Source organism: Terrimonas ferruginea DSM 30193 (assembly GCF_000425585.1).
Taxonomy (GTDB): domain Bacteria; phylum Bacteroidota; class Bacteroidia; order Chitinophagales; family Chitinophagaceae; genus Terrimonas; species Terrimonas ferruginea.
Window position 1 is genome coordinate 447,553 of the sequence record NZ_KE384398.1, and the last position, 18,781, is coordinate 466,333.

An 18,781-nucleotide genomic window follows, 5' to 3' on the forward strand; every position below is an offset into this window, starting at 1 on the left:
GGTATGCAATATTATTGTGAATCGCTTACCCGCTATCAGCGGCTCCTGACCAAAGAAGTAAAAATCGGAGACCTGTTGCTGGGTAATAACCATCCCATCCGTCTGCAGACCATGACCACCACCGATACCATGGACACCATGGCTACGGTAGAACAAAGCATCCGTTGCATTGAAGCCGGTGCCGAACTGGTACGCATTACCGCTCCCTCGAAAAAAGAAGCAGAGAACCTGCTCGCTATAAAAAATGAACTGCGCCGCCGCGGCTACCACACGCCGCTGGTTGCCGATATTCATTTCACGCCTAACGCCGCTGAAATCGCTGCCCGCATCGTGGAAAAAGTGCGCGTGAACCCCGGCAACTACGTCGACAAAAAGAAATTTGAACTGATTGAATACACCGACGCGGATTATGCAGAAGAGATCGACCGCATCCGCGAACGTTTTACACCGCTCATCCGCATCTGCCGCGAACACGGCACGGCCATGCGCATCGGTACCAATCACGGCTCGCTGAGCGACCGCATCATGAGCCGCTACGGAGATACGCCGGTTGGCATGGTGGAAAGTGCGATGGAGTTCCTGCGCATCGCGCGCGACGAAAGCTATCACAATATTGTGCTGAGCATGAAAGCGAGCAATCCGCAGGTAATGGTGCAGGCTTACCGGCTGCTCATCAAAACCATGCAGGAAGAATTTTCTGAATGTTATCCGCTGCACCTCGGTGTTACCGAAGCCGGCGACGGAGAAGATGGCCGCATCAAATCCGCTATCGGCATCGGCTCTTTGCTGGAAGATGGTATCGGCGACACCGTCCGCGTTTCCCTGACAGAAGATCCCGAACTCGAAATACCGGTGTGCCGCGATATTGTAAAACGTTACACGCCCGCTGCCGCAGCAACCGCCACAGACGAACCGATCCGGTTGCCCTACGATCCCTTCAACTATCAACGCCGCGATTCTTTTGCAATTGGCAACATCGGGGAAAAACAAGTACCCGTTGCGATTGCAGACCTGAGCAAGACAGGCGAACTGATACCGGAAAATCTGCGTGGCATTGGTTACAACTACGATGCTGCGCTGGATAAATGGCATATCGGAGATGCAGCCGCCGATTATATTTTTACCAATAATCATTTGCCGCCATTTGCCCTGCCCGGCACACTCAAAGTGATCCTGAATGCAGGCGCCTGGCAGACGGCAAACGATAAAGAAAACTGTTTTCCTTTATTCCAGGACAGCGGTTTTGTAAAAGCTGAACTGCGTCATCCATTGCTGAACTTTGTGATGGTGGATTGTTTCAGTGATGAAACAACCGTGAATGATTTCACCTTCCTCGATGCATTGGTCAACGATCCAACGGTGGTGCTCTGCCTAAGTAGTGAGCGCAAAAATGCCATGCAAAGCGTCCGTAAAATGTTTGTGGCGCTGGCGGAAAAAAATGCACGCAATCCGGTAATCCTTATCACCGATAGCAAATGGCAGACACCCGATGAACACCTGATCCATTTTGCTACGGAAACCGGCGCACTGCTGCTCGACGGAATGGGCGATGGCATTTGCCTTGGTCTTTCGCAGCATGCGTATCATCAGCTCGCCGGTGGCGACCAGGCATTGCAGGCATCCGGCAGAAATTATCTGCAAAACCAAAGTGCCGAAGAATTCGTGAACAATACGGCATTCTCCATCCTGCAGGCTACCCGTACACGTATTTCAAAAACAGAATATATTTCCTGTCCTTCCTGCGGTCGTACATTATTTGACCTGCAGGAAACAACCGCAAAAATCCGTTCGCGCACGCATCACCTGAAAGGGGTAAAAATTGCGATCATGGGATGTATCGTAAACGGTCCGGGAGAAATGGCCGATGCAGATTTCGGTTATGTGGGAAGCGGCCCGGGGAAGATCACCCTGTACAAAGGGAAAGAAGTGGTGAAAAAAAATGTGAACAGCGAAACAGCGGTGGATGAACTGATCAACCTGCTGAAAGAAAACGAAGCCTGGGTAGACCCGGCCTGATATGTATAAACGACTTGCCTGCCTTATCTCCGTTGGTGCATTGGTTACCAACCTGCTGGCCATTGCGATGGACAACCATCCGGTTGAACTATTCAGCAAACCGCTGATCGTCGCCGGATTGTTTGCCTGGTTGCTGCTGTCTGCTCCGGCATCATCGCGTTTGCGGAGTCTTGCACTGATGGCGTTGTTCTTTTCCTGGACCGGTGATGTGTTGCTGATGTTCCAGACGTACAAGCCGGTCTATTTCCTGTTGGGCCTTTCCTCTTTTTTGCTGGCACATATCTTTTACTGCATCATTTTTTATAAAATGAGGAAACAGGAGAATATTGCCATTCGTGGTGTGTGGCTACTGCCGTCCCTGTTGTTTTACGGAGGCATTATGTTCCTGCTGAATAATTCATTGACCGATATGCTTTGGCCCGTGCGGATATATGGGTTGGTGATTACGGTGATGTTATTCCTGGCCTTGCAACTATGGCGGTCACCGGTGCCGCGTGCAGGGCTGTTGATCGTGGCGGGGGCGATCCTGTTTGTGCTGTCGGATTCATTGCTCGCTATCAATAAATTTTATCAGCCCTTGCCCGCTGCGGGTATTTGCATCATGCTCACTTACGGGCTGGCGCAATGGAGCCTGATCCTGGGAATCAGCCGCTGGCTCAACTACCGCAGCAACCGTTGATCAAATACTGTCGTTTGTGGCGGAATATCCGGTAAATTTGCCTGCTGGCCCCGGCGTCACGGGATATCCCGGCAGTATAACGAATGGAAAGGAAAACCGATTATCTCGTCATCGGGTCGGGCATTGCCGGCCTCACCTATGCGCTGAAAGTAGCGCGTCATTTCCCTGACAAAAAAATATTGGTGATGACAAAGGCCGCGGCCGATGAAACCAACACCAAATATGCACAGGGCGGCGTGGCCGTGGTAAACGACCTGGAAAATGACAGTTTCGAAAAACACATCGAAGACACACTCATCGCCGGTGACGGCCTTTGCAACCCGGGCGTGGTGGAGATCGTGGTAAAGGAAGGCCCGGACCGGGTGCGCGAACTCATTGAATGGGGCGCAAGATTTGACAAAGAAAAAGACGGCGATTACAAACTGGGAAAAGAAGGTGGACACTCGGAGTTTCGCATCATCCATCACAAAGACATTACGGGTTGGGAAATGGAACGCACGCTGCTGGATGCAGTAGCGGCGCAACTGAATATTGAACTGGTTAAACACTTCTTTGTCGTAGATATCATTACCCAACACCATCTTGGTTATCTCGTAACCAAATCGACACCCGACATAACCTGTTATGGTGTATATGCGCTGAACCTCGAAACCAATCGTATCGAAAAAATATTATCCACTACTACGCTGCTGGCCACAGGCGGTAATGGGCAGGTATACCGCACCACCACCAATCCGGCGATTGCCACAGGTGATGGTGTGGCCATGGTGTATCGTGCAAAGGGACGTATCGAGAACATGGAATTCATTCAGTTTCACCCGACAGCACTTTACGAACCCGGGCTGCGCGGGCAAGCCTTTTTGATCACGGAAGCCGTGCGCGGCGATGGCGGTATTTTGCGCAACAAAGAAGGAGAAGCCTTCATGGAGCGGTACGATCCGCGTCGCGATCTGGCTCCGCGCGACATCGTTGCCCGCGCCATCGACAGTGAAATGAAACGCACCGGTACCGAACATGTATGGCTGGATTGCCGGCATTTCTCCAAAGAAAAATTCATCGAGCACTTCCCGAATATTTATCAGAAATGTTTAAGCATTGGCATTGATATTTCGCAGAACATGATACCGGTGGCACCGGCGGCGCATTACAGTTGCGGTGGCATCAAATCGGATGAATGGGGCCGCAGTTCCATTCAGCAACTGTATGTATGCGGCGAATGCAGCAGCACGGGCTTACATGGCGCCAATCGCCTTGCAAGTAACTCGCTGCTGGAGGCCATGGTATTTGCGCACCGTTGTTACCTGGATGTAACGGCCGCTACGGAAGCGAAAAAATACACGCAGGTGCAGGCAGAACACATTCCCGACTGGAATGCGGAAGGCACCAGTGAACCGAAGGAAATGATCCTCATTACGCAAAGCCTGAAAGAACTGCAGCAGGTGATGAGCGATTATGTTGGTATCGTGCGCAATGATATCCGTTTGCAGCGGGCACTGAACAGGCTGGACCTGCTGTGGGAAGAAACGGAGCAACTATACCAGGGCAGTTCCATCTCTCCGCAACTGCTTGAATTGCGCAATCTCATTACAGTTGGTTATCTCATTGTAAAAGGCGCTGATTTCAGAAAAGAAAGCCGTGGTCTGCATTTCAACACAGATTATCCCGGTAAAAGTGAATTGGTGCAGAATATCGTTTTATAAAAAGAACAGCAGACATGTATTATTTGGTATACGGATTTTTATGGTTGATCTCTCTATTGCCTTTGCGCGTACTATATGTGATCTCCGACATCCTGACATTTGTGGTATATCGTATGATCGGCTATCGCAAGGAAGTGGTGATGAACAATCTCGCGATTGCCTTTCCCGAAAAAACGATAGAAGAAAGGAAAAAGATCGCAAAGCGTTTTTATAGAAATTTTATTGACTCGTTTATTGAAACGATAAAGATCATCAGTGCATCGGAGCGTTATATTTCGAAACGCTTTACCGGCAACTGGGAAGTAGCCAATCAATTTTATGAGAGTGGCCGGAGAGTGCAAATGCACCTCGGTCATAACTTCAACTGGGAATGGGGAAACCTCGCGGGGAAAGCGGCACTGCGTTTTCAATTTCTCGGCGTATATGCTCCCATCAGTAATAAAGTGTTTGACCGTATATTCAGAAAAATACGTTCGCGCAGCGGCACGGTATTACTACGCGCCAATAATATGCAGGCAGATATCCTGCCTTATCGCCATAAGCAATACCTGCTGGGACTGGTAGCAGACCAGAACCCGGGACATATGTTGCGGGCATTATGGTTTGATTTTTTTGGTAAACGTGCACCGTTTACGGCCGGCCCTGCAAAGAATGCAATTGCCAATGACTGTGTGGTCATTTTCGCCTTCATTCATAAGCCCCGGCGCGGGCGTTATGTGCTTGAGCTCAAAGTTGAAGAAGAATTTCCCCAACAAACCACTACTGAAGATCTCACGCGTCGCTTTGTCGACTACCTCGAAAATGTGATCCGCACCTATCCTGATATGTGGTTGTGGAGCCACCGCCGCTGGAAGAATGAGTGGCGGGATGATTATACGTTTGTGGAGAGAGGTAGTAAGTAGTAAGTAATAAGTAGTAAGTTGTAAGTTGTAAGTTGTAAGTTAAACAGCCTTTATCCGTTTTAGGTGATCTTTGCGTCTTTGTCCCTATGTAGCTTTGCGTGAGCTTTTTCGCAAAGCTGCAAAGTAATTAAGCCACTGGAATGTTTGCCCGTATATAGGAGAAGGAACATTCACCATTCACCATTCACCATTGACGATTCACCATTCACCATTCACCATTGACGATTCACGATTCACCATTCCACGCAAAAAAAACTGCCCCGTTGTTACAGGGCAGCCACTTTCATAGTAAAGGTTTAGGTCGCAGGTTTACGTATTCTGATACTCGTTGTTCCGTCTAATTCGTGCTTGTTGAACAAAGAAACACCATCAGGCCACGGATATCAAGGTGATTATAACCCCTTTTGCCTCCGTTAAAAAACTTTGATGGAGGGTGAAAACACGGGTCTGGTAGATTTTGCGGATACGGAAAATCGCTGTATTATTATCGCTGTAACAATTCTAAACCAATTATTTATGATGAAAAAAACCGTCAATCTACTTTCCTGCGCCTTGCTTGCAGGATTAACCCTTGCATCGTGTAAAGACAAAGGAGTGGGACAGTCCGACAAATCAATGACCGTGGCTACTGCCCGCGCCATGATCGCCGCTTATGACAACGATACAAGCGCCATCAAACCCGTGTTTTACACACAGGAAGGCCAGCCCGTACAGGCCTTCACCATCCAGGCCGGCACGCTCGAAACCATCAGTAAAATGAACGGGTACACCGGCATCCGCCTTTACCTGGCCGTTAAAGACACTGTCAATGGCAAACCGATCTACACGTTGGTAGTAGTGCCCCGCGGAACCCCCGAGGGAAAATCCACTCAATATCCCAACATCCTGATCGATGATTTTATCTTTGACTGGATTCCGTCGTGCCCGACTGAATGTCCTGATCCAGCCACGAGTCTGCCTTAAGTAATATAAAAAGCGGCCCCGCAGGATCAGGGCCGCTTTTTAATTAAAACAATACCTCCGTAAGTACCCTGAATCAACATCGCCATGTCAGAAACCCTCGCGCTCATTAATATCGGATTTTTACTGCTTCTTGTCGTTATAGGTCTTACCCTGTATCCGAAACTCAGCCGTTCCTACCGGTTGCTGCTATGCATTCAGATTTTAACCTTTTTGAGCGCGGTTGTTCAATGGTACATGGCAAAGTTCCACGGTTACAATAACATCATTTTCCATATCTACACGTTCCTCAATGCCATACTTTTCGGTTTGATGTACCATTCCGTAATGCAGCAGCGTAAAAGCAAATTGTTTGTCCTGATCGCGACTATTACTCTGTTGCTTTTTCTGGCAGCCGATTCATTCTTTATACAGGGTCTGCGGGCTTATCCGCATTATGAACTTATTGCTATCAGCATTGTCTACGTCACCTTTGCCTTGTTATCAAATTATGAAATGATCCGTTATTCCAAGGAAGACCAGGTGATACGGTCCAGCATTTTCTGGGTTAATAGTTCCGTTATTCTCTTTTTCAGTGTCAATTTCATCTTCTGGAGTCTTTATGGGTACCTGCTTCGTATCAAATCGCCTATACACTTTGATCTGATCAAAGTGCTCTGGTGGCTCAACTTTGTGCACTACGCGTTTTTCACGGTAGCCATCTACCTGAACAGCCGCAAAATTCAATCTTCTGAAAACTAACCGGTAGGCCCGGATTAGCTGTTTTACAATACTTTTGCCCGTGCTTCGGAAGGACACTTCTATGCACCTAAACAATGCGACGTGAAAAACAGTGAACTCTATACCATCATTATTTCCGGGATTATTTTCTTCGTAATCCTCAGCGTCGGTGTGATCCAATTTACCCTGCTCTTCTATCGTCAGCGAAGTCTGCGGAAAAAAGAAGAAGAAAAATTTCAACAGGAAATTTTGCGGGCGCAGCTTGAAATACAGGAGCAAACACTCAAAAATGTTTCGGCCGAAATTCATGACAACATCGGTCAGACCTTAAGCCTCGTGAAACTCAATCTTGCCACTGCAGATGCCGCCCCTGCCGACCAGCTACAGGGAAAAATACAAGACTCCTACGAACTTGTCAGCAAAGCCATCCGCGATCTCCGTAACCTTTCGAAAAGCCTCAATACCGACTACATTGCAGAGAAAGGTTTGCTGCAACTGATCGAACATGAACTGAACATGATCGCCCGCACAGGCGCCATGCAGACAGAAATGACAATAAAAGGAGAACCGGCAAAGCTCGATCCCCGTCAGGAATTGATACTTTTCCGCATCATCCAGGAAAGCATTAATAATTGTATAAAACATGCCCAGGCAGAGAGACTGGAAGCAATCGTGGATTTCAGTGAAAGCGGGGTGATCATCCAGATCCGCGACAACGGTAAAGGCTTCGACACGCAGCAGTCCGCTGCGGAAGGAGCCGGCATCGGATTAAAAAGCCTCCAGAACAGAGCCGCCATGATCGGCGCATCCTGTGAAATCAACAGTGTTTTGTCAAAGGGAACAGAAGTAACTATCTTGCTACCCCCCGAAAAAATGAACGGCGTATGAAAGAAAAAATTAAAGTAGCCCTGGCAGATGATCATATTCTGCTGCGCAACGGTCTTGCTGGACTGGTGAAAAGTTTTGATGACTACACCGTACTGTTTGAGGCAGACAACGGTCAGCACTTAACAGAGCAGATCGCAGACAAAGGTGTGCCCGATCTTGTGCTGCTCGATATCAATATGCCGCTCAAAGACGGATTTGAAACTGCACGCTGGTTGCGCGACAATCATCCCGAAGTACGCGTGATGGCACTTTCCATGCTCGACAACGAACAATCCATCATACGCATGCTCCGGCAGGGAGCCAAAGGGTATATCCTGAAAGACACGCATCCGCGCGAATTCAAAACCGCACTGGATACCGTGATGCAAAAGGGATTTTATTATTCGGAAATGGTAACCGGCAAATTGATCAATGCCGTGAATAATCTCGACACTGCCGCAGACGAGGTAACAACATTGGTTAAACTTACCGAAAAAGAAATTGAATTCCTGAAGCTGGCCTGTACAGAAATGACCTATAAAGAAATCGCCGATAAAATGAATCTCAGCCCGCGCACGATCGACGGCTACCGCGATGCACTTTTTGAAAAATTAAAAGTGCGTACCCGCGTGGGACTCGTGATGTACGCAATCAAGAACGACATTGTACGTCCTTAATTCAGCACGGCCGTTTCTTTAACGATCTCTGCTTTTTCCTGTTCACGTATTTTGCTCCAGCCTCCTGTAACGTTGCGGAGATTATGAAAACCCTGACGTTTCAGCAAAGACGCTGCTATTACGCTGCGGTAACCGCCTGCGCAATGCACATACAGGTTTTGCTCCTCGCCGATATTGGCCATGGAACCGGGATCTTTCATATCTGCCAATTGAAGATTAACCGCGTTTTTCAGGTGACCGTCGGCATATTCCGCCGGTTTGCGGACATCTATAACCTGCAGATTGGGGTCGAAAGGAATATCCATCATCAATTCATCGGCTTCGATATCGATGATCATGTCGAGCGGCTTGCCCGCTTCTTTCCAGGCTTCATATCCGCCTTTGAGATATCCCTGTACTTTATCAAGCCCCACACGCGCCAGCCGGATGATCGTTTCTTTTTCCTGGCCATGCGGTGTAACAATAATCATGGGTTGATCAAAAGGCAGGAGACTGCCGGCCCATTCTGCAAAACGTCCCTCCAAACCGATGCTGATACTGCCGGGAATAAACCCTTCGGTAAAAAAAGCGGCAGGGCGCGTATCCAGGATCAGCACACCATTTTCTGCCTGCGCTTCAAATTCATCCGCATTCAACGGCTGCAATGCTTCTTCGAGAATAGCTTCCAGGTTGCCATACCCTTCGCGGTTGATGCGCGCGTTGACAGGGAAATAAGCGGGAGGCGGTGGAATGCCATCCGTAATAGCTTTGATAAATGCTTCTTTGGACTCCGCTTTCAGCGCGTAGTTGTATTGTTTTTCATCACCAATAGTACTGTATGTATCGGGGCCCAGGTTTTTACCGCAGGAGCTTCCGGGGCCATGTGCGGGATAAACGATTACATTATCGGCCAGCGGCATGATTTTGCGATGCAGGCTGTCATATAAGGTGCCGGCAAGATCATCTGTCGTGAGTTCTTCACCTTTCTGCGCAAGATCGGGGCGGCCCACATCTCCTACAAACAGCGTATCGCCGGTGAAAATGCAATGGTCTTTTCCGTCAGCATCGCGCAACAGGTAGCAGGAAGATTCCATGGTATGACCCGGCGTATGCAATACTTCGATGCTAAGGTCTCCTATTTTAAACTGCTCGCCGTCTTTTGCTTTGTGAAAAGTGAAAGCGGCTTCTGTCTGGGGACCGTACACGATGGGCGCGCCGGTGGCCTGTGACAGATCGAGGTGACCGCTTACAAAATCTGCGTGAAAATGCGTCTCGAAAATATACTTCAATTTTGCTTTTCGCTCGTGAAGGAGCTCGAGATAATCATCGATATCGCGAAGCGGGTCAATGATGGCCGCTTCGCCGTTACTTTCGATATAATAAGCCGCCTCACTCAGACAGCCGGTATATAATTGCTTGACGAACATATTAGTTAGAAAATTTATACTGCAAAAATACCTTATTTCCCAAAAACAAAAACGGAAGCCTGGGGCTTCCGTCCTGTATCAGGGAAAAGCTTGATTAATTTAACAAGGATTCAACGAATTTGTTCAACTCGATCATCCGGTCTGCATTAACGGAATAGTAGATGAATTTGCCCTCGCGGATGGTGTTCACGAACCCGGCTTTGCGCAGCACGGCAAGATGTTGCGAGGCTACCGACTGTTCAAGCCGGAGCTTCACATAGATATCCGTTACAGTGATGCGGCCTTGCTCATCAATGAGTTTGATCATTTGCTGACGCAGCTTATGATTGAGCGCGCGCAGGATCAGCGCCGCCTTCTTTACATTGAGCAGGTCTACGGTCAAGGGGGCATTACCCTCAGCCGCAGGGTTGAGTGTTAGCGTATAGTTGTTCATAGCATTGAGCGATTAACAGGAGTTACAAAATTAGTTCTAATTGCCTCCCGGAAAAATTAAAATTCACTGCTGCCTGCGGGTGTGTGCCGCCGCATCATAAAACTCTTTTACATAAAAAGGTTCCGAGTAGGCAATGTCTGAGAATCGTTTATTTCTGAACAGTAGTGTGGACAAATCCGATATATCCTGCGGCGTGTATCCGTTTTCGGAAAAAAACGCGTTGGGATGATGCAATACTTCACGGATTTTTCCAACTGCATTACCTGTAAATAATACAGTTTGTTCCGCGAGTTGTGTGGCAAAACTATGTGCATCTATTACGAGTGCACACGGTGCCATCACCTCTTGCATTTGTTTATTGTATAGTGCTGTAAAGACCTCCATTCGCCGGGCATCAATCACAGGACAGATCAGGTCTGTCTGCGCGTTGTGTTCTGCTCTCGCCATCAGCTCCAGCGTAGGCAAAGTGATTAATGGAATTTGCAGGGCGTAAGATAATCCTTTTGCTGCAGACAATCCAATTCTCAGCCCGGTATAGGACCCGGGACCGATCGTCACTGCCACTGCTTCCAGCTCCTGCAATTTTTTTTGCGTGTCTTCGAAACACCGGCTGATAGCCGGATGCAACCACGAAGCCTGATCACGCATGTCGTTGTTCTCCAGTGATTGCAGTACACGTGTTTCTTCAGCCAACGTTACCGTGGCTTTTCCCAGCGCACTATCTATATTCAATATTAATGCCATTCTTGCTTATTCCTTTACGCTCAATCCTTCTGCAGGCTGATACCGTAAATTTTCTGCGTGCAATTTACGAAGCAATTGCTGAACATGCTTTTTGCCAATCCGGTCGCACCATTCCAGCGGGCCGTAGGGATAATTTGTTCCGAGTTTCATCGCCGTATCAATCTCCTCCGCTGTGCTCAGTCCCTCTTCCAGCGCGAGATACGCTTCATTGATAATACCCGCTACCACACGTGCGGACAACAGCCCGGTGATATCGGGTACCCATGTTAGTGTCCGGTTAAAATTTTTTAATAAAACTTCCGTTGCCGGTTTTTGCGGCGCAGGCGCGCATGCTTCAACCATATTTCTTTCCAGGAATGTCAGCCATCCGTTGATGCGTACAAAATGATCCGGTAAATTTTTGAGCAATGTTTCCAGTGAATGCACGAGCACCAGCGGAAATTTTGCGGTTGTCAGCGAGGCGATACGCTCCGCGCTGCCGTCGAACAGCAGATCGATACAGGCATCGGCCGGCGCCTCTGTTATTTCTTCCGACACAATGAGCTCTATCTCCGCCGTCTGGCCGGTGCTCAGCCAGGCGGCCTTTCTTGCCTCATCTGCGATCAATAATACCGTCATGCAATCTGAATTTGATAAAAATACGGCAGCTTGTTAACTTGTGCCGCCGGCAGCACGTGTGCTGCCATGAATGCAAAGAAAACATTTCTCACTTCAAATAAGCTTTTATGCCCAGAATAATTATCCGCACAGAAGATGCCCCCGCTCCTATCGGCCCCTATAACCAGGCTGTACTGGCCAATGACACCCTTTATATTTCCGGGCAAATTTGTATCGATCCGGCCACCGGCAATCTGCATAATGACAGCCTGCAGGATGAAACTCATCAGTGTATGCGTAACCTTAAAGCCGTGTTAGCAGCGGCGGGTATGGATTTCGGGCATGTGGTAAAAACAACTATTTTCCTCACCGATATGCATCGCTTTGGTGAAGTGAATGAAGTATATGGTCAATATTTTTCCGATGATCCCCCTGCCCGTGAAACCGTACAGGTTGCCGCACTTCCAAAGTTTGTAAATGTAGAGATCAGTATGGTGGCGGTGAAGTGAGGGATAATTTGATGATTTGAAAATTTGATGATTTGAAGATGGAACAGCCATTCACTTATTGACCAATTCACTTTTCAATAAAAGAAAATCCCTTCGCGATGCGAAGGGATTTTCTTTTATTGAAGCTTCCCGGTTAATGAACAATAACCATTTTTAACGGATAAATTTTCCCATCAACCAATACCTGCAGATAGTAAACCCCATTAGCCATTACACCCGGATCGATCGTTTTGATCGTTTGGCCCGCAGGCAGATTTTCCGTCTGTAACAACTGGCGCACCAGCCTGCCTGCATTGTCATATAAATTCACCTGCAAAGTGAACGGACGCGTCGTGATGACTTCCAGGCTTCCCTGAGAACGCACCGGGTTGGGATAAAGACGTATGTGCAGGCCTGTATTGCCAAGATTGCCCGTGATAAACGAACCGATCCCGGAAGCCACATAAATAGTAGTGGTGGAACAGAGCGCCACAACGGAATATTCATATTCTGTATCAGGCATCAGGCCATTCAGTTTGTAAGATGATCCTTCAACATATACACGGTTCCATTCCGTTGTTCCCTTTACCCGATATCGCAGCGTATCGGTAGTGGCCCCTTCCGGGTTTGTCCATTGCACCTGTACATGAGAAGGGCTTAAGTGCGTTACTCTAACGTCTGTTGCATAACCACATCCCACCACATTAACCGTGGCGGTGGTAGTACCACGGCAACCGTTTGCATCGGTTCCGGTAATTGTATAAACGGTAGACGAAAGCGGACGAACATAACCGAAACGACCCGTGAAGCTTATAATATCAGGCTGTTCGGCCCAGTTGAAATTATCTGCACCGGTCATTGTGATCAGATGCTGATCGAATTTATTGATTGTACCAATGGCCGGGGTTGCAACAACGGTTGGATTAGCTACCTGTGTCAGTACTACAGAACGCGTACCCGAACAGGCCGGTGATGTCACCTGCACGCTGTAAGTGCCGGGTCCTGTGGAAGTGAAGGCCGATGAGGTAGCCCCCGGAATAGCATTTGTATTTTTAAACCACTGATAGGTAAATGAAGGATCGTTCGTAGCACTCAATACCGGGGTAGTACCTGCGCAGTAGTTGGCAGCGCCGGATGGCGTAAGTGAAAAAGTAAGGCTCGGCCCGTCATTGCCGATAATCACATCTTCCGTTATCTGACAGCCTGCCGCATCTTTTACCACAACCCAGTATGTACCCGGTTCAAAATTGGAAATATTCATGCCTGTCTGCCCGTTACTCCAGGTAGCAGTTACGGCTCCTGTGGCGTTAGTAGCGGTAATCACTGCTTTGCCATTCTCCGAGCCACAGGAGGCATTTGTTGTGGCAACGGAGACGGTCATGCGGCAGTTTCCGAGACAGTTGCTGTTCGCTACAAAAGCGCGTATAGTATCACCGGGATAGGGACCAAAGCCGTTATTAAAATTAATGCCGACGCTGACCAGATGACAATAACTCATGATCGTCCCGCCTGTTGTCGTCGGAAGGGGTCCGGGTGCGCAGTTTCCGTCAAAATAAGGGGGAGTAGCACTGGGACCGCATCCATCGATCGGACCTTCCGGCCATCCACACCAGTGTGTATGACCTGAACCAAGATTATGTCCGATCTCATGGGTCACTACTTCTACCGTCCATGAATAAGTAGGTACATTCAGATAAGTGGTATTAATGCCACTTACGGACGAACGTGACGACTTGCTGACTGTACATGCATTTTTGTTAATGTAAGCTACCCCACCACCGATGGGACGAGTGGAAATATAGGCAGCAAAATCGCCGACATAGTTTGTTCCGCCCATACGTTGTGCGAAAGGCTGCAGCGTTGTTCCCGCTGTGGTAAAACCTGCTTCGGGATCCTGTACCGTCCACACCAATACCTGCGACACCTGCAGTTTCACATTTTCATTCGCATACAGTTGTTCAACACCGTTGAAAAAGCCCAGCAGGTAATTCATCACGTTGTTGACGTTGCTTCCCTTATCCTGGTACAATTTATAATCACACTCAATGTAGATTTCTACCGGTTCTCCGACTGCGTTGGGAGAAGCGACCACCTCCGTATGTTCACGGGGAGCCACACCGGTAACAAATTCATCCGTGGTAAAACAATTGGTTGGGTTCCGTATTGCCAGATCGGATTCGCGATAGAGCATGTAATCATTGGTGCCAAAACCATTTTGCTCGATCGCTCCGAGCACCAGATTACTTTGGGCATCGGCCAGGATACCCATTACCTGGTTTTCGAAAATGGAAACAGCTGCAAATGTTTTTCTGTCACCGTTGATATGACCACGGTAGAAAATTCCGCCGTTATAGGCAACATTGCGCCGGCTCCCATCAGGCAATACTTCGATCACAGAAAAATTATCGGTTGTCACTTTTGCCTTTTCCAACTGCACATCCATGTATTGTCCTTCAAAAGGTACACGCATTGTCCAGGTAGCAGGAGCCTGCTGAAACAAAGACGATAAGTTTGCCGTGTTCAAAGCAAGTGGCTGATAGCGACTTACCACCTTACTGTATTCAGGTGCAAAACGGGATGTGGGAGTAAACAGTTCAACGGGCGTTTGAGCAAAAGAGTTCGCCAACCCTGACACGATCAGCAACAGCACCAAAGAAAATTTTCTCATTGAGTAGTTTAGTTAGTTCGGAATACTAAATCAAAGCACGTAAAGATAAAACGAAACAGGCAATTAAATCACCAAGTAGTGACTACAAAGAAAAATCCCTCGCAGAGCGAAGGATTTTTCTTTGTATATGAAGCTTTTATCAGCGTGCAATAATCATCTTCACCGGATGAATTTTTCCATCTATCAATACCTGCAGGTAGTAAACGCCATTAGCCATTACGCCTGAATCAATTGTTTTGATCGTTTGTCCGGCTGGCATATTTTCCGTTTGTGAAAGTTGACGAACCAGTTTTCCTGCATTGTCATACACATTCACCTGCAATGAATAAGGACGGGCGGCAATTACCTCCAAACGCCCCTGTGCCTGTATGGGGTTCGGGAACAGGCGCACATACACCCCGCTGTTGTCGAGTTGGAGCGTAGTAAAGGCATTTGTTTCCGATGCGACAAAAGTAGTGGTGGTTGTACAAAGCGGTACAATAGCGTATTCGTACTCGGTATTGGGTGTAAGGCCATTGAGTTCATACGAAGACCCTTCCACATACACACGGCTCCATATTGTGGAGCCTTTCACACGGTAGCGCAGTGAATCGGTTGTAGCACCTTCAGGATTAGTCCATTCAACCAATACACGTGAAGGGCTGTAAGGCGTCACTTTCATATCCGTTGCAGGCCCGCATCCGATAACGTTGACGGTGGCTGTGGCAGTACCGCGACAACCATTGGCATCGGTACCGGTGATGGTATATACGGTTGATGTCAGCGGGCGTACATAACCAAACCGGCCACTGTAGCTTACGATGGCTGGTTGTTCTTCCCAGTTGAAATTGAGCGCACCGTTTACTGTCAGCAAATGCTGATCAAATTTATTGATCGTTGCAGTGGTCGGCGTAACAGTAACGGTTGGATTTGCAACCTGTGTTAATGTTACCGAACGTGTACCCGAACAGGAAGGAGACGTTACCTGTACGGTATAGATACCCGGGCCGGTTGATGTAAAAGAAGAAGCCGTTGCCCCAGGAACAGGATTGGTATTTTTAAACCATTGGTAAGTAAAGGTAGGGTCGCTGGTAGCGGAGAGTACCGGTGCGGCCGAACTTGCACAATAGTTCACCGATCCTGATGGAGTAAGCGTGAAATCAAGTGAAGGGCCACTGTTGCCGATTACTACATCGTCCATCACCTGGCAACCAGCTGCATCACGCACGGTTACATAATAGGTGCCGGGCGCAAGGTTGGTAGGATTCGCGCCAGTAACGCCGTTGCTCCAGGTAACCGTTACTGCACCTGTGGCGTTGGTGGCGGTCACAACGGCTCTGCCGTTGTCTGATCCGCAAGACGCGTTGGTGGTAGCAATGGAAATGGTCATGCGGCAGCTGCCAAAGCAGGTGCGTGCCGCCACGTAGTTACGGATAGCGTCACCGGGCAGCGGACCAAAACCATTGTTGAAGTTGATGCCAACGCTGATCAGGTGGCAATAACTCATGATAGTTCCTCTAACGGTTGAGCTTGGCAGCGGACCCGGCGTGCAGGATCCTTCCATGTATGCCGCGTTGGCTGTAGGACCGCACCAATCGATAGGCCCGCCGGGCCATCCACACCAGTGTGTGTGACGCGAGCCGAGGTTATGCCCTAATTCATGCGTTACTACTTCCACTGTCCACGAATAAGTAGGAACGTTTGCATAGGTATTATTGATAGCGCTCACAGATGTACGACCGCTCTTACCCGCAGCACATGCATCGGTAGTGAGATAAGCAACACCTCCACCCAGCGAACGGGTAGATATATACGCCGCATAGTCACCAACATAGTTGGTACTGTTCATACGGCTCGCGAACGCAGGCAGCACAGCACCGGTAGTGTTTAGTCCCGCCGCCGCTTCCGGATCCGGAGAGGTCCATACCAGTACCTGCGATACCTGCACCTTTACATTTTCGTTGGCATACAGTTGTTCAATACCATTGAAAAAGCCAAGCAGGTAATTAATTACATTGGTTGTGTTATTTCCTTTATCCTGGTAAAATCTGTAATCGCATTCTACATAGATTTCTACCGGTTCACCAACCGCATTGGGCGACGCCGGAGAAGCAACAACTTCCGTATGTGAATCTGTTGAACCGCCAATTACATGTTCATCGCTGGTAAAGCAATTCAGGGGATTGGGAATAGCCAGGTCCGGCTCACGGTATAACATGTAGTTGTTGGTTGCATAACCATTCTGCTCGATGGCACCCAACACCAGGTTGCTTTGCGCATCGGCGAGAATACCAATTACCTGGTTCTCAAAAATAGAAATGGTTGCAAATGTTTTTCTGTCGCCGTTGATATAACCGCGGTAGAATACACCGCCGTTGTAAGATACCGGGCGGCGTGAGCCATCCGGCAATGCCTCCAATATGGAAAAATTATCGGTGGTTACTTTTGCTTTTTCCAACTGCACATCCATGTACTGTCCTTCAAACGGAACACGTAATGTCCAGGTGGCGGGAGCTTCTTTGAATACGGTGGATAAGATGGCAGTATTCAAGGCAAGCGGTTGATAACGGCTCACGACCTTACTATATTCAGGCGCGAAGCGGGAAGTAGGATTAAACAGCTCAACAGTATTTTGAGCAAACGCGGTTGTCAACCCCAATACGGTCAATAACAGCGCTAAAGAAAATTTTCTCATGAGGAGTAGCTTAGTAATTAGTTCGGAATGCGGCTTGTGCCGGATAACAATAAAGCGGGGTAAAGATAAAATGAAACAAACTAAAAGCTTTCAAAAAATACGAGGGAAATCCCTTTGGTTATTCACGTGATTTTCTGGAACTTGTACCGGTTATGCGACGTTTTCTCCGTTGGCTCCTGCTGAAGCCGGTTCGTTGGGCCACGGCACGTTTTGCCTCACGCCCCGACAAAGAACGTATCTATCAGTCACTGAGCCGTCTGTATGCACGTATCCTGGCGCATCCTGGTAAAAAAGGTCCTGTGATTCCTTTTGGTGCCACCACCGGCCGCTTCATTATTTTTTCCGATCAGCACAAAGGTGCGCGCAACGGCGCCGATGATTTTATGGCCGCGGAGGACAATTATCTCGCGGCACTGAGTTATTATAATAACCAGGGATATACGTTCATCAACCTTGGCGACAGCGAAGAACTATGGGAAAACACGCTTGCGCAGGTGCGCAAACACAACGAAAAAACATTCGAAGCAGAAAAAGCATTTTTGCAACGCAAAGCTTATGTAAAAATATTCGGCAACCACGATCTCTATTGGGGCAACGATCCGCTGGCCTCTCTTCAACTGAAAGAAATATTCGGCGAACCTGTTAAAATATACGAAGGAGTTATTCTGACGGTGGCAACGGGTAATAAAAACCTGCACATTTTCTGTACACACGGCCACCAGGGCGACAGAAGCAGCGATGGCAACTGGTTCAGCAAGTTTTTTGTAGCCCGCATCTGGGCACCGTTGCAAAGTTTTCTCCGCATAAACCCCAATACGCCGGCCTATGATCTGCATGAAAAAACATTACATAACGAAATCATGTATGAATGGTCGGCAGAACAGGAAAAAATATTGCTGATCACCGGCCATACTCATCAGCCTGTATTCGCCTCACTCACTCACCTGGAACGATTGTACAAAGAAATGCAACAGGCAAAAGCTGATGAAAACACACAACGCATAGAAGAATTAACGACTGAAATACGGCGGCGCGAACGTGAATACAAAACTGTTTCAGTTGATTATCTCACCATGAAACCAACCTATTTCAATAGCGGTTGTTGTTGTTTTCCCGACGGAGACATAACCGGCATTGAAATTGACAACGGATATATGCGTCTTGTAAAATGGAAAAAAGAACAACAGCAGCCTGCACGTACCATATTGGAAGAAATAAGTCTTGAAATACTTGGTACGCAGGTATAAAAC

General features: G+C 48.2%; 16 protein-coding genes. 10 read left to right on the plus strand and 6 right to left on the minus strand.

Annotated elements, in window-relative coordinates; genetic code table 11:
• The first annotated feature begins 3 nt into the window (after nt 1-3).
• The 8 genes from ispG to H608_RS0114145 all read left to right on the plus strand — a co-directional run bounded on the left by ispG (nt 4) and on the right by H608_RS0114145 (nt 8,521).
• The gene (ispG, locus tag H608_RS0114110; RefSeq protein ID WP_028788241.1) at nt 4-2,016 is read left to right on the plus strand and encodes a (E)-4-hydroxy-3-methylbut-2-enyl-diphosphate synthase; all 2,013 of its coding nucleotides are present in this window, start codon (nt 4-6) and stop codon (nt 2,014-2,016) included.
• A gap of 1 nt (nt 2,017) precedes the next feature.
• A complete protein-coding gene (locus tag H608_RS22440; RefSeq protein WP_081658903.1) occupies nt 2,018-2,695 on the plus strand; it encodes a lysoplasmalogenase in 678 nt (225 codons plus the stop codon).
• 83 nt (nt 2,696-2,778) lie between these two features.
• Entirely contained in the window at nt 2,779-4,395 is a 1,617-nt protein-coding gene (gene nadB, locus H608_RS0114120) for an L-aspartate oxidase (RefSeq protein ID WP_028788242.1), read from the plus strand.
• Nucleotides 4,396-4,409: 14 nt separating this feature from the next.
• Nucleotides 4,410-5,297, plus strand: a complete 888-nt coding sequence (locus H608_RS0114125; protein WP_028788243.1) for a lysophospholipid acyltransferase family protein — start codon at nt 4,410-4,412, stop codon at nt 5,295-5,297.
• Between the two features lie 516 nt (nt 5,298-5,813).
• Nucleotides 5,814-6,260: a hypothetical protein gene (locus tag H608_RS0114130; protein ID WP_155990177.1), complete on the plus strand. Its 447-nt coding sequence runs from the start codon at nt 5,814-5,816 to the stop codon at nt 6,258-6,260.
• 84 nt (nt 6,261-6,344) lie between these two features.
• Complete coding sequence (locus H608_RS0114135; protein WP_155990178.1) at nt 6,345-6,998, plus strand: hypothetical protein; 654 nt, start codon at nt 6,345-6,347, stop codon at nt 6,996-6,998.
• Nucleotides 6,999-7,079: 81 nt separating this feature from the next.
• Nucleotides 7,080-7,865, plus strand: a complete 786-nt coding sequence (locus tag H608_RS0114140; RefSeq protein WP_028788246.1) for a sensor histidine kinase — start codon at nt 7,080-7,082, stop codon at nt 7,863-7,865.
• The gene (locus H608_RS0114145) at nt 7,862-8,521 is read left to right on the plus strand and encodes a response regulator (RefSeq protein ID WP_028788247.1); all 660 of its coding nucleotides are present in this window, start codon (nt 7,862-7,864) and stop codon (nt 8,519-8,521) included. Before H608_RS0114140 ends, H608_RS0114145 begins: the two co-directional genes overlap by 4 nt.
• On the opposite strand, the gene H608_RS0114150 is transcribed toward H608_RS0114145, so the two are convergent.
• The 4 genes from H608_RS0114150 to H608_RS23755 form a co-directional block, all read right to left on the minus strand.
• Nucleotides 8,518-9,927 (minus strand): MBL fold metallo-hydrolase, encoded by a 1,410-nt coding sequence (locus H608_RS0114150; RefSeq protein ID WP_028788248.1) that lies wholly within the window; start codon nt 9,925-9,927, stop codon nt 8,518-8,520. The genes H608_RS0114145 and H608_RS0114150 overlap by 4 nt on opposite strands.
• A 94-nt stretch (nt 9,928-10,021) precedes the next feature.
• The gene (locus tag H608_RS0114155) at nt 10,022-10,360 is read right to left on the minus strand and encodes an ArsR/SmtB family transcription factor (protein WP_028788249.1); all 339 of its coding nucleotides are present in this window, start codon (nt 10,358-10,360) and stop codon (nt 10,022-10,024) included.
• A gap of 63 nt (nt 10,361-10,423) precedes the next feature.
• A complete protein-coding gene (tsaB, locus tag H608_RS22445) occupies nt 10,424-11,104 on the minus strand; it encodes a tRNA (adenosine(37)-N6)-threonylcarbamoyltransferase complex dimerization subunit type 1 TsaB (protein ID WP_051268335.1) in 681 nt (226 codons plus the stop codon).
• 6 nt (nt 11,105-11,110) lie between these two features.
• A complete protein-coding gene (locus H608_RS23755) occupies nt 11,111-11,722 on the minus strand; it encodes a 3-hydroxyacyl-CoA dehydrogenase family protein (RefSeq protein WP_051268336.1) in 612 nt (203 codons plus the stop codon).
• A gap of 107 nt (nt 11,723-11,829) precedes the next feature.
• On the opposite strand from H608_RS23755, the gene H608_RS0114170 reads away from it, so the two are divergent.
• Nucleotides 11,830-12,210, plus strand: coding sequence for a RidA family protein (locus tag H608_RS0114170; protein ID WP_028788250.1), 381 nt, complete (start codon nt 11,830-11,832; stop codon nt 12,208-12,210).
• Nucleotides 12,211-12,343: 133 nt separating this feature from the next.
• On the opposite strand, the gene H608_RS0114175 is transcribed toward H608_RS0114170, so the two are convergent.
• Nucleotides 12,344-14,857 (minus strand): M12 family metallo-peptidase, encoded by a 2,514-nt coding sequence (locus tag H608_RS0114175; protein WP_028788251.1) that lies wholly within the window; start codon nt 14,855-14,857, stop codon nt 12,344-12,346.
• 139 nt (nt 14,858-14,996) lie between these two features.
• The gene (locus tag H608_RS23760; RefSeq protein WP_028788252.1) at nt 14,997-17,531 is read right to left on the minus strand and encodes a M12 family metallo-peptidase; all 2,535 of its coding nucleotides are present in this window, start codon (nt 17,529-17,531) and stop codon (nt 14,997-14,999) included.
• Between the two features lie 152 nt (nt 17,532-17,683).
• Here H608_RS23760 and H608_RS0114185 point away from each other — a divergent pair, with 152 nt between their 5' ends.
• Complete coding sequence (locus tag H608_RS0114185) at nt 17,684-18,778, plus strand: metallophosphoesterase (protein WP_028788253.1); 1,095 nt, start codon at nt 17,684-17,686, stop codon at nt 18,776-18,778.
• Nucleotides 18,779-18,781: the final 3 nt, after the last annotated feature.